Raw genomic sequence first — 14,063 nt, forward strand, 5'->3', positions numbered from 1 at the left:
AGTTGGTCCTCCCGATGGACGCGCCGATGGACGTCGAAGTCCGCTTCGACGACGCGGAATTGCGCTACGAGCCCATCCCCGCGGCCTCCTCGGCCATCAGCCCGATTGGCGGCGTCCTCGCCACGGCGCGCTATCGGAAGATGGAGGACGACATCATCCGCCCCGCGATGGCGACGCTGAACGCCGGTCTGTCCACGGCCCCGCGCCGCGACGCGCTGGCCGAGGCCATCCGGAGCGCCCTGGAGGCGACCGGGAAGATCCGCGTCGGCGAAGTGCGCATCTACGACAGCGCTCATCCGGCGCCGGACGCCACGGTCGAGGCCGACCGCACGGTCCTGCTGATGTTCCTGCGCTACCGCATGGAGCCGATGATGGGCGGTCTGTCGGTGCTGCTGGGCGCGCGTTACGGCCGTCGCGGCGACCTCGTCGCCGGCAACGCCACGGCGCCCGTGGCGTTCCGGCAGACCGTCGAGTCGCGCGAGCCTGCGCCGCAGGGCGGCTTCTTCGACTTCGCGGAAGACAACGCCACCTACTGGACGAAACTGGGCCCGCAAGCGGTGAACGCCAGGATCGACGCCGGTCTGCGCGACGCGATCGACATGCTGGCCCATGAACTGCAGCGCAAACCGCGATTCGGCCGAATCCCGGGCAAGCAATACCCGGTGGACACCGGCTACGCGGCGAAGGAGACCGAACACGGCGATCGCGCCTGGCTGCGCGTCCGCGACGGCACGCTGGTCAGCCTGCCGCTGTCCTCGCTCGACTGATCCCGCAAACGAAAAACCCCCGCGGCTGGCGCACCGCGGGGGCTGGGTCCGATCCTGGTCGTCGAGGCGGGTTTCCATCCGTGGTCGCCGCGCTTCGACCGTGTTCTGCCCATCGGTTCCTTTCGATGGCGGGTCCTTCCAGGCTGTTTGGCGCATCCTGCACCGAACGTACGCGACCCTGGTCCAGAGGATCGCGCCGCCCCTTGCGGGGCCTGCACGTGGCATCTCCTTATGCCTGCGGCGACTTCCGTCGAGCGGAAGATCCGGGATCCGGAGCCCCTTTCGATGGCTGACGCGATCCGTCTCGTGCGGGGCCTAAGTTAGGCGCGAACGATGACGTTGTGAAGACGGCCCCCGGAACGTTTTTGGCCAATCCCGGTCACCACCATCGAAAAACCCCGGGATTCCTGCCATGCAATTCGCAAGCGGCTACCAAAAGTGAACTGGCTGGTGTGAATTTCGTTGTCCACGTGAAGGAAGTTGTCGGTTAGCAAATAAAACGCAAATGCGATGCCGATCACACTGTTACACCCCGTTCCACGCCGCCTCGACGGCACCTCAGAGGGTGTCGTGCACGCCCCGCTCGATGCACAGGCGCCGCCACAGCGAGAGCTGGGTGCGCTGTCTCCGGCGCTCGCGATAGGCGGCGGCGACCACACCCGCCGCGAGGGCGCAGGCGCCCAGCGCGACGTCGGACGCCCGCCAGCCCGGCGCGTGCCCGGCGAGGACATCGATCACGATGAAGACGACCACCGCGGCGAGCGCGTTGCAAGCCAGGCTGCACAGCACCTTCAACCGGTGCATGGTGCTGCGCGCCTGCGGATCGAGCGCTTCGATGTATTCGCGCAGGCGGCGGTCGACATCGTGGAATGCGCCGCTGCCCATGCGCGCGGGATCGCCCAGCGCCAGCCCCTCGCTGCGTTCGGGACGCGCGGCGAGGAAGCGGATCGCCGGTGCCCAGGCCTCGCGCAGCAGCGGCCACACGATCGCCTGCGACATCCCGTAGGCGAGCCGTCCGACCGGACTGAGCGCCACGCCCAGCACGTAGGCGCCGGCGAACCAGGTCGGCAGCGTGAGTTCGGGGGCGACCGCACGGAGCGCGCGCAGGCCCTCGGGGAAGCGCAGCATCAGCGCGGTCAACAGCAGGCCGCCCGGGCTCAGCCAGGCGAGCAGGTCGTCGTGGAGCCAGCTGTCGCGGCGCATGCGCGGGGCGACCCGCGGCGGGACTCAGGGCGCGGCGGTGCCGGCGCGGTAGTCCTGGTAGGACTTCTCCTCGACGTAGGCCGAGCCCAGCGCGAGGTTGATGTCCTTCTTGATCCGGGCGCGCTCGTCGTTCTCGAAGTACACGCTGCGGGCCAGGCGGACGAACTCGTCGTCGAACGCCTGCGCCTTCTCCTTCAGGCGGATGTCGTCCTCGATCACCCAGAGCCGCTCGTTCACGGCCTTCAGCGCGGCGCGCAGGTCGCTGATGTCCTGCGCCGCGGCCGGGTGCGCGTTCCAGGTCGCGTCCAGCGCCGCCAGTTCGTTGCGGACGTTGGCGAGCTTCGCCGGATCGGACATGCGCTCGGACTTGATCTGCAGGATCGCGATCTTGTCGAGCAGTTCGCCGAAGGAGACGGGGACGAGGATTTCGGACATGGCGGGGACGCGGGATCGCGGAAAGACGGGCGGCCAGTGTACGCGCCTTGTCGCCGGGCGCCCCGCCCCTTATGATGGCGCCCCCGCAGCACGGGACCGGCGACGGCCCGGGCAGCAGCCCCTTCGGAGAGGTGGCAGAGCGGTTGAATGTACCTGACTCGAAATCAGGCGTACGTTAATAGCGTACCGAGGGTTCGAATCCCTCCCTCTCCGCCAGACAGACGAAACGCCCCTTCGCGGGGCGTTTCGTTTATCCGGGACCGGGTGGCGCAGGTGCGGGAGTGGACGGCAGCACGCGCAGGGGAGGCGCCGGCGTCCGGTTTGTCGACGGGATTCCGTATACCTTCCAGAATTATGGCTGACTCACTTCCCCATGGCCCCCGCATGATCGAATTCGGGCACCTGACCCATGCCGGGCTCCGTCGCGAGCTCAACGAGGACACCTACTACGGTGACAGCGACCTCGGGCTGTGGCTGGTGGCCGACGGCATGGGCGGGCACGAGTACGGCGAAGTCGCCAGCGCGCTCGCGCGCGAGACCATCGTCCGCGAGATCCGCCAGGGCGCGTCGCTGGCGCAGGCCATCCGCACCGCCGACGAAGACATCATCCGCGCCTCGCGCCAGCGCAGCGACGCGCTGCCGATGGGCACCACGGTGGTCGCGCTGCGCATCACCGGCAACCGTTTCGAAGTGGCCTGGGTCGGCGACAGCCGCGCCTACCTGTGGCGCGACGGTACCCTCGCCCAGCTCTCGCACGACCACAGCTACGTGCAGGAACTGATCTCGCAGGGCGCGATCACCGTCGACCAGGCGCGCACGCATCCGCACCGCAACGTCGTCACCCAGGCGCTGGGCGTGACCGAGCCGCAGAACCTCAACGTCGAGACCCTGGCCGGCGAGCTGCGCCCGGGCATGCAGTTGCTGCTGTGCAGCGACGGGCTGACCGAGGAAGTCGAGGACGCCGGCATCTCGCAGGTGCTGGGCCACACCGAATGCAGCGCCCAGGAATGCGTCGACGGGCTGGTGGCCGCCGCGCTCGACGGCGGCGGCTCCGACAACATCACCGTGGTGCTGGTGCGCCGCCACTGAGCGCACCGCCGCGGGCGCCGTCGCCCGCCTTCCCGCGTCAGCTGCAGCGCGGCAGCGTCTTCTTCAGGTCCGGTCCGCCCTGCACTTCGCAGCGCCAGTCGATGGTGCCGGTCGCGCCGTTCGCGGTGGGCCGCAGCACGAGCGTGCCGTCGCGGCCGAACCGGCCGTCCAGTCGCACCGTCACCACGCCGTGGCGATCCAGCTCTACCGCCTGCACCGCACCGCCGCGGGCTTCCTCCGGCGACGGCAGGCCGGCTTCGTCGGCATCCTGCGGCCAGCGGCCGTTGGTCTGGTAGTACTCGGTCAGCGCCACCCGGTACATCGTCGCCCGGCGCACGGCATCCATGATCAGCGCGGCGCGTTCGCTGTCGGAAATGGCGGTGTCCGCCAGCGGCGGCAGGTCGACCGTCGATGGCGGCGGTGGTGCGACCGGCGGCGTCGACGTGGAGGGCATTGCAGGTGAGGATGCGGCCGGCGCGGCGTCCGCCGCAGCCGGTGCCGCCGCGGTCCCGCGCGGCGTCACGATGAAGCGGTCGTAGGCCAGCAGGGCGAGAAAGCCGCCGACCAGCACGGCCAGCAGGGTGACGACGAACTGTTTCATGCGCGAAGGATGCGTTGGACCGGCGCCGAGCATAGAGCGTGTCATGCACTTTTTCATACGCCGCGAAGCCTGTCCGCGGGCGCGAGCCAAGGCGCGGCCCGCCGCCAAGGCGGGTGGCCTTGGCTAGGGACGCAACGCAGGATCGCACCCGCGGACGGGCTTCCCGAAGGGTTGCGCCCCCGGGCCGCCGATGCGACGGCCGGGGGGCGCAACGCGGCGCATGAAAAAGTGCATGACACGCTCTGGACCATCCGCCGGACCTCCCGGCGCATGCGGGCCCGACCTCTGCGGAAACGCGGCCCGACGCCGACGACGGCCGCTGCGCGCGCGCGAGGCCGTCTATCCTGTCGGCGACGACACGGCGGAGGGCAGCATGGACGGCAACACCCATTCGGGGAGCACGGTGTTCGACGTGGTCCTGGCCGTGCTGGCCGCGGTCGGCGGCGGTGGCGCGCTGGTGGTGGCGCTCGGCGCGTGGCTGGGCCGCGTCTGGGGCGACCGCCTCGCGCAGTCGCAGAAATACGTCGGCGAGATCGACCTCGACCTGCGCAAGCGGCGGATCGAGGTCTACGGCCCGCTGTGGCAGGCCACGTCGCTGCTGCCGAAATGGCCGCGCGACGAAGGCGTCACCTACGAACAGCTGGCGCAGCTCGGGCGCGACCTGCGCCGCTGGTACTACGACGTCGGCGGCATGTACCTGTCGCGCACCACCCACGACGAAGGCTACGGGCCGCTGCAAGGCGCGATCGCCTCCGCCGTCGGCGAAGGCCACACCGGACCGCTTACGCCCGCGGACTACGAAGCCATTCGCAAGCGCTGCAGCGTGCTGCGTTCGCTGCTGGCGGCCGACGTGGAATCCCGGCGCGACAGTCCGCTCTGATCGGCTGCCGTGCGCGTCAGATCCTCGAATACGACCACGACACCATCTTGCCGTCGCGATACGGCATCACCCCGTGGAAGGCGCGCGGGTCGTCGTCGAACACCAGCGGCAGGAACCGGCGGTCGCCGTCCCACAGCGGCAGGTCGTGGATGCGGTCCACCGGCACCCACTCCAGCGCACCTTCGGGATTCGATGCGAACGGCGTGCCGCTGTAACGCGTGATCACGAAGACGAAGCCCAGCCAGTCCTCGCCGGCCTTGCCGAACCCGGGCCAGCTGATCGTGCCGCGCAGCGCGAGTTCGTCGCAGGCGATGCCGGCTTCCTCGAGGATCTCGCGGCGCATGCCGGCGACGACGTCCTCGTCCGGCTCCAGCTTGCCGCCGAGGCCGTTGTACTTGCCGAGGTGCTGGTCGTCGGGGCGCGCGTTGCGGTGGATCAGCAGCACCTGCGTGCGGTCGGGCGACAGCACGTAGCCGAGGGTGGCGACGATCGGGGTGTAGGGCATGGGCGACGAGTCGGCATCCGGGGCGAAGCCGGCATTGTAGGCGCGGCGGCGCATCCGCCACCGTGCACGCCGCCCGGGCCGTCCAACAGCTCAGGCCGCGCGCGCCGCCGACAATCGCCGCAGCATCGATTTCAGCGCCAGCGCCTTCACCGGCTTCGGCAGCAGGCCCAGCCCGTGTTCCAGCGCGATCCGGCGCACGTCGCCGCTGTCGTCGGCGCTGAGGATCAGCGTCGGCCGCGCACCGAAGCGCTGCGCCAGCCGCGCCTGCAGGGCGACGCCGGTGTCGCCGTCGTCCAGGTGGTAGTCGAACAGCCACAGCGCCGGTTCCGCCCCCGTGGCCAGCAGCGCCTCGGCGCCGCCACCGCTGGCGAAGGCGTCGACCCGGCAGCCCCAGCCTTCGAGGATGCCGCGCAGCGCGGCCAGCGCCTGCGGGTCGTTGTCGACGATCAGCACGCGCAGGCCGTCGAGGCCGCCGCCGGTCGACGGCAGCACGTCCTGCCGCGGCGGCGCGATCGCCGGTAGCGACAGCGCGAACACGGTGCCGCGCCCCATGCGGCTGCGCAGCCGCAGCGGCGCGTCGATGAGGCGCGCGATGCGGTCGGCGATCGCGAGCCCGAGGCCCAGCCCCTGCCCGGCCGCACCTTCTCCGCGACGGAATTCCTCGAAGATCGTCTGCTGCTGCGACACGGGAATGCCCGGGCCGGTGTCATGCACCTCGATGCGCACGCCGTCGCCCTCGCGGCGCACGCCCAGCAGCACGCCGCCCTGCGCGGTGTAGCGCACGGCGTTGGCGAGGAAGTTCTGCAGCACGCGCCGCAGCAGCTGCGGATCGGTCTGCACCCAGGCGCGCGTCGGCCGGCAATGGAAGCGCAGCCCGCGCTCGGCGGCGAGCGCGCGGAACTCCGACGCCAGCGGATCGAGCACGTCGGCCAGCGGGAACGGCCGCGGCTGCGGCACCAGGCCGCCGGCCTCCAGCCGCGACATGTCGAGCAGGCCGGCGAGCAGGTCGCCGGTCGAATCCAGCGCGCCGCGGATCTGCTGCGCCACCGCACGCTGGCCCGACGCCGGCAACTGCTCGACCAGCGCATCGGTGAACAACTGCGCGGCGTGCAGCGGCTGCAGCAGGTCGTGGCCGATCGCGGCGAGGAAGCGGCTCTTGGCGTCGTTGGCGCGCTCGGCATCGGCGCGGGCCTGGTCGAGCCGCGCGGTGCGGTCGGCGACGCGCTGCTCCAGCGTCTCGTTGCTGCGGATCAGGTCGGCCTCGGCGCGGCGGAACGCGGTCACATCGGTGAAGGTCGCGACAAAGCCGCCGCCCGGCATCGGGTTGCCGCGGATCTCGATCACCAGCCCGTCGCCGCCCTGCCCGTCCGGGAACGTGCGCTCGCTGACGTAGGGCGTGCCGGCCTGCATGTGACGCAGGCGCTTGGCGACTTCCGGCTCGATGTCGGTCCAGCCGTTGCGCAGGTTGTGGCGGACCAGTTCGGCCACCGGCACGCCGACGCGCAGCAGCGATTCTGGATAACCGAACAGTTCGGCGTAGCGCCCGTTCCACGCCACCAGCCGCAGGTCGCGGTCGACCACGCTGATGCCCTGGCTCATGTTCTCCAACGCGGCTTCGAGGAGGCGCTGGTTGAAGCGCAGGTCCTGCGAGGCCTCGCCGACGATCGCGGCGACGGTGTCGAAATCGCGACCGGCCTCGCGGCGCGCGGCGTCCAGCAGCAGCCGCGCCGACGCCGCGCCCAACACCGCGGCGAGTTCGCGTTCGAGCCGGGCTTCCTGCAGCGCCGGCACCGCGCCGGTGGGCGGCGCGCCGCGGAGCGCGGTCTCGACCGCGTCGTGCGGCAGGAAGCGGCGGCCGGCCTCGCGCAGGCTGTCGAGCGTGAGCCCGCGCGCGCCGGCGCGACGCGGCACCGCCTGCCACCACGCGGCGCGCCAGCCGGATGCGATCCACGTGGTCGCCAGCCCGGCGAGCAGGCACAGCACCACCGCACGCCCGAGCCGGCTCCAGCCGATGAGTCCGCAGAAGGCGTCCGGCGCGATCAGCGACCAGCCGCCGGGGCCGTCACGCAGCCACTGCGTGTCCAGCCCGCGCGCTTCGACCAGCACTGGCACCAGCAGCAGCCACACCCACAGCAGCGCGCCGGCGCCGATGCCCAGCAGCACCGCGCGCGGCGGTGTCTGCGGCCGCCACAGCGCAAAGCCCAGCGCCGGCGCCAGCGCCGCCAGCGCCGAGAACGACAGCGCGCCGACGTCGGCCAGCGCATCGCTGCCGACCAGCAGGCGGTTGTAGGCCCACGCCAGCAGCACGATCAGCAGGATGCCCACGCGCCGCTGCACCAGCACCGCGCGGCGCAGGTCGGGCTGCGTGGCCGCGGGTTCTTCCGGCGACGGCCGCCGCGGCGCCCACGGCCCGCGCAGCCACAGCGGCGTGAGCCAGTGGTTGCCGATCATCAGGCTGAGCGTGAGCGTGCTGACGATGACCATGCCGGTGCCCGCGCTCAGGCCGCCGAGGAACGCGAGCAGCGCCAGCCCCTCGCGCCCGTGCGCCAGCGGCAGCGCCAGCACGTACAGGTCCGACGGCACGCCGCGCGCGGCCAGCAGCGCGTCGCCGGCGCGCGCCAGCGGCAGCACCGGCAGCGCGATCAGCAGCAGGTACAGCGGGAACAGCCAGCGCGCGCGCAGCAGGTGGCGCTCGTCGCGGCATTCCACCGCGCCGACGTGGAACTGGTGCGGCAGCGTGAACATCGCCAGCACGCCGAGCAGCACCAGCGGCGCGAACCCGGACAGATCGCCGCGCCCCGGCGGCAGCGGCGCATCGGGCACCGCCGGCAGCGGCAGCGACAGCGCGAACGCGCCCAGCGCCAGCATCGCCGCAAGCTTGAGCAGCGCCTCGAATGCCATCGCCAGCACCAGGCCGCGGTTGTGCTCGGCGGCGCTGGCGCTGCGGGTGCCGAACAGCATCGCGAACGCGGCCATCGCCAGCGCCACGTACAGCGCGCTGTCGCGCCACGCCGGCATCTGCCCGGCATCGTCGCGCACCAGCAGCGCGAAGCTCATCGCCACCGCCTTCAGCTGCAACGCGATGTACGGGACGATGCCCAGCACCGCGACGAAGGTGACGGCCGCGGCCAGCCAGCCGTCCTGCCCGAGGCGACTGGCGATGAAGTCGGCGATCGAGGTGCTGTTGCTCTCGCGCACCTGCCGCACCAGCCGCGTGAGCAGGCCGATGCCGAGCGTGTAGAGGAGGATCGTGCCGATGAAGGTCGGCGGCAGCGGCCAGTCGTAGCGCGCGGCCTGGGTGACGGTGCCGAAGAACGTCCACGACGTGCAGTAGACCGCCAGCGACAGCGCGTAGACGTCGTTCCAGCGACCGGCGAACGCCTGTGGCCGGCGCTCGCCGTGCACCGCGACGGCGAACATCACGCCCAGCCAGGCCAGCGCGGCGAGGATGACCCAGCCTGCGCTCAGCATCTGCGCGAATTCCCCCTGAGATTCCCGCTGCGAATCCCCTGCCCGATCGTCACGTCGCCGCCCTCACCCGTTGCGGCGGAGCATAACGCGGAAGCGGCGCGCTTTCGCACGCCGCTTCCGGAACCTCATGAAAAGACGGGCCCGACGGAGAGGACGGGCCCGAAAATCCCGCTGTCGCCCGATCAGAAATCGTAGCGGGCGGTCAGCGTGTACTGGCGCGGCGGACCGTAGAAGCCGGTCAGCACGCCCAGCGACGACTGCAGGTTGTAGCCGGTGGTCAGGTATTCCTCGTCGGCGAGGTTGCTGCCCTGCAGCGAGAAGCTCCACGCATTGTTGAGCTTCCAGATCGCGCCGGCGTTGATCAGGCCGTAGCCGTCCTGGCTGATCGGCGTGGCGCGCGCGCCGGTGACCGGATCGCGCACGACTTCGGTCGTGGCGACGACGCGGCTCTGGTAGCTGTAGCCCACGCGGGCCGACAGGCTGCCGAGGCTGCCCAGCTCGGTGCGGTATTCCAGGTTCAGCGCACCCGAGAATTCCGGCGCGTTGGTGAACTCCTGCTGCTTCGCGATGTTGACGTTCTTGAAGAGGTACTCGTCGTACTTCGCGTCCAGCCACGCCAGGTTGCCGGAGATCGCCCAGTGCGCGGTCGGCAGCCACTGGTACTCGACTTCCAGGCCCTGCACCGTGCCGCGGCCGGCGTTGGTGAAGTCGCCGAAGAACGCGTCGTCGGTGCCGTCGCCGTTGCTGTCGTAGGCGGTGAACACCGACAGCTGGATGTCCTTGTACTTGTTGTGGAACGCGGACACGTTCAGGAACAGGCGGTTGTCGAGGAACGACATCTTGCTGCCGATCTCGAAGCTGTCGACCGACTCGTCCTGGAACGGCTCGGCCGAACGCGGCACCGCCGTCGCCTGGGCGCGGATGTTGTAGCCGCCCGACTTGAAGCCGCGGCTGGCGAGGCCGTAGACCATGATGTTGTCGGTGAGCTGGTAGTCCAGCGAGATCTTCGGCGACGTGTTCTTGAAGTTGATCGTCTTGTTGAAGTTCGCCGCGACGCTGATCGGACGGGTGAAGGTCGCGTCCGAGTAGCCGCGGTTGAGGACGACGGCATGCTTGTCCTCGTCGGTGTAGCGCGCGCCGACGTCAAGCTTCAGGCGGTCGGTCAGGTCGAACGTCCAGTCGGCATAGACCGCGATGCTCTTGGTGTAGACGTTGCCCTGGGTGTCGCCGAACAGCAGGTTGAAGAAGTTGTTCTGCACGCGGCCGCCGGCGCGGCCGTCGAACTGGTAGACGCCGAACACGCCGCGGGCGCGACCGCCGCCGTCGTAGTTGGCCTGCAGTTCGTTCGACGTCTGCTGGTCGCTGTACAGCGCGTGCACGTCGGCGATCTTGTTCGGCAGGGTGTCGAAGTCGATGTTGGTGTCGGTGTCGGACTCGCGGCGGGCGCCGACGTACTTGAACGCCCACGCCTCGTTCGGACGCCAGTTGACGGTGACCGACGCGCCCTTCATCTCGGTGTCGTTGGTGTTGGGCATGCCGTTGCGCACGTCGTAGCGGCTGTCCAGCGGCGCCAGCGTCGGGGCGAAGCGGTTCGCGGCCAGCATCTGCGCGCCGCGGACGCCGGAGTTGTCCTTCATCCAGTCGAACGCGAACTGCACATCGAAGTCGTCCTGCGAGTACGCGCCGAGCGAGAAGCGCACGGCGTCGATGTTCTTGTCGCTGACCTGGGCGCCGGTGGTGCGGTTCTTGCCGAAGCCGTCGCGGTTGAGGCTGGCGACCGACAGGCGCGCACGCAGGCCGCTGTCGTGGCCGAACAGCGGGCCGCCGATCGCGGCCTTGCCGTCGAGCTGGTTGTAGTTGCCGAGCGTGACCGAGGCGAAGCCCTCGAAATCCTGCGGCAGCGGCTTCGACACGTACTTGATCGCGCCGCCGATGGTGTTCTTGCCGTACAGCGTGCCCTGCGGGCCGCGCAGCACTTCGACGCGGCCGACGTCGAACACGTCGAGCAGCGCGCCCTGCGGGCGGGCGACGTAGACGTCGTCGAGGTACAGACCGACGCCCGGGTCGACGCCCCACAGCGGATCGGACTGGCCGACGCCGCGGATGTAGGCGGTCAGGGTGCTGCTGGAGCCGCGGGCGGCGTAGACGGTCAGGTTCGGCACCTGCGCGTCGAGGTCGCTGAGGTCCTCGACGTTGAGCTTGTCGAGCGAGTCGGCCGTGAACGCGGTGACCGCGACCGGCACGTCCTGGATGGTTTCCTCGCGCTTGCGGGCGGTGACGGTGATGGCATCGAGCGTGCCGCGTTCGGCCTGTGCGCCGGCGTCGGCGTCCTGGGCGAAGGCGGTCGGGGCGCAGAGGCTCAGGGCGATGGCCAGGCTCAGCGACGAATGCTGCAGGGCGGCGCGACGGAGCGCGGCGGGGACGACAAGAACGGGCGTGATGCGGCGCATCGGTCGATTCCTCGGAGAGATCAAACGCAGGACCGCCCGCCGGACGCGGCGAGCGGGATGCGGCAAGCCTAGGCAACGCCCCCGGCGGCGGCACTTGTACCTTCGGACAATGGGCCGGGACGCGGTGCCTGCGGACACTGCCGGCCGTCTCCCGCGTTCGCCGCGGCGGTGCCCCGTGCGCACGCACGCCGCCGCCACGCCGCCCTTCCGCTATCCTCCGGCGCCCTTTCCATGTCCTTCCTGATCGTCCTGGCCGCGCTGTGCTTCCTGATGTTCGTGGCCTACCGCGGCTACAGCGTGATCCTGTTCGCGCCGATCGCCGCGCTCGGCGCCGTGCTGCTCACCGATCCGTCGCTGGTCGCGCCGATGTTCACCGGCCTGTTCATGGACAAGATGGTCGGCTTCCTGAAGCTGTATTTCCCGGTGTTCCTGCTCGGCGCGATCTTCGGCAAATTGATCGAACTGTCCGGCTTCTCCAAGTCGATCGTGAAGGCGGTGATCCGGCTGTTCGGCGCCGAACGCGCGATGCTGTCGATCGTGGTCGTGTGCGCGCTGCTGACCTACGGCGGCGTGTCGCTGTTCGTGGTGGTGTTCGCGGTGTACCCGTTCGCGGCCGAACTGTTCCGCCAGGGCGACATCCCCAAGCGGCTGATCCCGGGCACGATCGCGCTGGGCGCGTTCACCTTCACCATGGACGCGCTGCCCGGCACGCCGCAGATCCAGAACATCATCCCGAGCTCGTTCTTCGGCACCAATGCGTGGGCGGCGCCGTGGCTGGGCACGATCGGCGCGGTGTTCATCCTGATCGTCGGCAGCCTCTACCTGGAATCGCGCCGCCGCGCGGCCAAGCGCAAGGGCGAGGGCTACGGCGATCCCGCGGCGCTGCTCAACGAACCCGCCGCCTACGCCGACGACCGCCTCGCGCATCCGCTGCTGGCGCTGCTGCCGCTGGTGCTGGTGGGCGTGGTCAACAAGCTGCTGACGGTGCACATCCCGCAGGCCTACGGCAGCAGCCACGAATTCATCCCCGCGGTGATCGGCAAGGCCACGCCGGTGGTGCAGGAAGTGTCGAAGGTCGCCGCGGTGTGGGCCGTGCAGGGCGCGCTGCTGGTCGGCATCGCCAGCGTGCTGCTGCTGGCGTGGAAGCCGGTGAAGGCCGGTTTCGCCGACGGCACCAAGGCCGCGATCGGCGGCGCGATGCTGGCGGCGATGAACACCGCATCGGAGTACGGTTTCGGCGCGGTGATCGCGGCGCTGCCGGGCTTCCTCGTCGTGGCGAACGCGCTGCACGCGATCCCCAATCCGCTGATCAACGAAGCGATCACGGTGACGTCGCTGGCCGGCATCACCGGTTCGGCCTCGGGCGGCATGAGCATCGCGCTCGGCGCGATGGCCGAGACCTTCATCGCCAACGCGACCGCCGCCGGTATCCCGATGGACGTGCTGCACCGCGTGGCGGCCATGGCCTCCGGCGGCATGGACACCCTGCCCCACAACGGCGCTGTGATCACCCTGCTGGCCGTCACCGGCCTGACCCATCGCCAGGCGTACAAGGACATCTTCGCGATCACGGTGATCAAGACCATGGCGGTGTTCGTGGCGATCGGCGCGTTCTACGCCACCGGGCTGGTCTGATCCCGCGACCGGCGCGCGGCGTCCGCGACACCGCGTGCCGTAGACTTTCCTTTCCGCGCCGCGCTTCGACCGCGGCGCTTTTCCATCGACGGAGTCCCCCATGTCCGACCGATTCCTCGCGTCCCGCACCGCCCTCGTCACCGGCAGCACCTCCGGCATCGGCCTGGCCATCGCCCGCGCACTGGCCGCCGCCGGCGCAACGGTCGCGATCAACGGCCTCGGCACGCCCGAGCAGATCGAGACAGCCCTGCAGACCGTGCGCGACGCCGGCGCCGCCGACGCCCGCCACTTCGGCGCCGACCTGCGCGATCCCGAGGCGATCGAGGCGATGATGGCCGCGATCGACGCGTGGTCGCCGCTCGACATCGTGGTCAACAACGCCGGCATCCAGCACGCGGTGCCGCTGGCCGAGATGCCGGTGCAGAAGTGGAACGACATCCTCGCGATCAACCTCAGCTCGGCGTTCCACACCATGCGTCTGGCGATGCCGGGCATGGCCGCGCGCGGCTACGGCCGCGTCGTGAACATCGCCTCGGTGCACGGCCTGGTGGCGTCGACGAACAAGGCGCCGTACGTCGCCAGCAAGTTCGGCATCGTCGGCCTGAGCAAGGTCGCGGCGCTGGAATACGCCGCGGCCGGCAGCCGCGACAGCGGCGGCATCACCGCCAACTGCATCTGCCCGGGCTGGGTGGAGACGCCGCTGATCGAACCGCAGATCGAGGCCCGCCGCAGCGCCCTCGGCGAGACCGCCAGCCGCGACGATGGCGTGCGCGCATTGCTCGCCGAGAAGCAGCCCAGCCTGCGCATGTCGCTGCCCGAGGACATCGCCTCGATGGTGCTGTGGCTGTGCCGCCGCGAGGCCCACAACGTGACCGGCGCCTCGTTCCCGATCGACGGCGGCTGGACCGCGCAGTAGGTCGCGCGACGGCCCGGATACGGGCTTTCCGGAGCGAGGCTTCCGTCACGGTTCGCAGACGTTCAGGACATATTTCGTTTCGGGGTTCCGGCTTATAGTGCGGTCGATCCC

At 70.4% G+C, this 14,063-nt stretch carries 11 protein-coding genes and 1 tRNA gene; 6 read left to right on the forward strand and 6 right to left on the reverse strand.

The features are described from left to right. The first annotated feature begins 14 nt into the window (after positions 1-14). Positions 15-767 carry a hypothetical protein gene (locus ACT53Q_RS10245; RefSeq protein WP_476186547.1) on the forward strand — a complete coding sequence of 251 codons (753 nt, stop codon included), beginning with the start codon at positions 15-17 and terminating at the stop codon, positions 765-767. A 558-nt stretch (positions 768-1,325) separates the two neighbouring features. On the opposite strand, the gene ACT53Q_RS10250 is transcribed toward ACT53Q_RS10245, so the two are convergent. Continuing rightward, positions 1,326-1,970, reverse strand: a complete 645-nt coding sequence (locus tag ACT53Q_RS10250) for a hypothetical protein (protein ID WP_476186548.1) — start codon at positions 1,968-1,970, stop codon at positions 1,326-1,328. 24 nt (positions 1,971-1,994) lie between these two features. After that, a complete protein-coding gene (locus ACT53Q_RS10255) occupies positions 1,995-2,405 on the reverse strand; it encodes a DUF6165 family protein (RefSeq protein ID WP_476186549.1) in 411 nt (136 codons plus the stop codon). A gap of 125 nt (positions 2,406-2,530) precedes the next feature. Between ACT53Q_RS10255 and ACT53Q_RS10260 the strand changes: the two genes are divergently transcribed. Both ACT53Q_RS10260 and ACT53Q_RS10265 read left to right on the forward strand, forming a co-directional pair. Next, positions 2,531-2,621: transfer RNA gene (locus ACT53Q_RS10260), tRNA-Ser, on the forward strand. 168 nt (positions 2,622-2,789) lie between these two features. Beyond that, entirely contained in the window at positions 2,790-3,494 is a 705-nt protein-coding gene (locus tag ACT53Q_RS10265; protein WP_476186550.1) for a PP2C family protein-serine/threonine phosphatase, read from the forward strand. A 37-nt stretch (positions 3,495-3,531) separates the two neighbouring features. Here ACT53Q_RS10265 and ACT53Q_RS10270 read toward each other — a convergent pair whose 3' ends face one another. After that, on the reverse strand, positions 3,532-4,095 hold the full coding sequence (locus tag ACT53Q_RS10270; protein WP_476186551.1) for a pilin: 564 nt from the start codon (positions 4,093-4,095) through the stop codon (positions 3,532-3,534). A gap of 373 nt (positions 4,096-4,468) precedes the next feature. Here ACT53Q_RS10270 and ACT53Q_RS10275 point away from each other — a divergent pair, with 373 nt between their 5' ends. Further along, entirely contained in the window at positions 4,469-4,975 is a 507-nt protein-coding gene (locus ACT53Q_RS10275) for a hypothetical protein (protein WP_476186552.1), read from the forward strand. 16 nt (positions 4,976-4,991) lie between these two features. On the opposite strand, the gene ACT53Q_RS10280 is transcribed toward ACT53Q_RS10275, so the two are convergent. The 3 genes from ACT53Q_RS10280 to ACT53Q_RS10290 all read right to left on the reverse strand — a co-directional run bounded on the left by ACT53Q_RS10280 (position 4,992) and on the right by ACT53Q_RS10290 (position 11,401). Beyond that, a complete protein-coding gene (locus ACT53Q_RS10280; RefSeq protein WP_476186553.1) occupies positions 4,992-5,480 on the reverse strand; it encodes an NUDIX hydrolase in 489 nt (162 codons plus the stop codon). A 90-nt stretch (positions 5,481-5,570) separates the two neighbouring features. Then, positions 5,571-8,951, reverse strand: coding sequence for a hybrid sensor histidine kinase/response regulator (locus ACT53Q_RS10285; protein WP_476186554.1), 3,381 nt, complete (start codon positions 8,949-8,951; stop codon positions 5,571-5,573). Between the two features lie 182 nt (positions 8,952-9,133). Beyond that, positions 9,134-11,401, reverse strand: a complete 2,268-nt coding sequence (locus ACT53Q_RS10290; RefSeq protein WP_476186555.1) for a TonB-dependent receptor — start codon at positions 11,399-11,401, stop codon at positions 9,134-9,136. 231 nt (positions 11,402-11,632) lie between these two features. On the opposite strand from ACT53Q_RS10290, the gene ACT53Q_RS10295 reads away from it, so the two are divergent. Together ACT53Q_RS10295 and ACT53Q_RS10300 are read left to right on the forward strand one after the other, a co-directional pair. Continuing rightward, the gene (locus ACT53Q_RS10295; protein ID WP_476186556.1) at positions 11,633-13,036 is read left to right on the forward strand and encodes a GntP family permease; all 1,404 of its coding nucleotides are present in this window, start codon (positions 11,633-11,635) and stop codon (positions 13,034-13,036) included. 100 nt (positions 13,037-13,136) lie between these two features. Then, positions 13,137-13,952 carry a 3-hydroxybutyrate dehydrogenase gene (locus ACT53Q_RS10300; protein WP_476186557.1) on the forward strand — a complete coding sequence of 272 codons (816 nt, stop codon included), beginning with the start codon at positions 13,137-13,139 and terminating at the stop codon, positions 13,950-13,952. The last annotated feature ends 111 nt before the right edge of the window (positions 13,953-14,063 follow it).

This window comes from Lysobacter sp. DMC97, assembly GCF_056313745.1.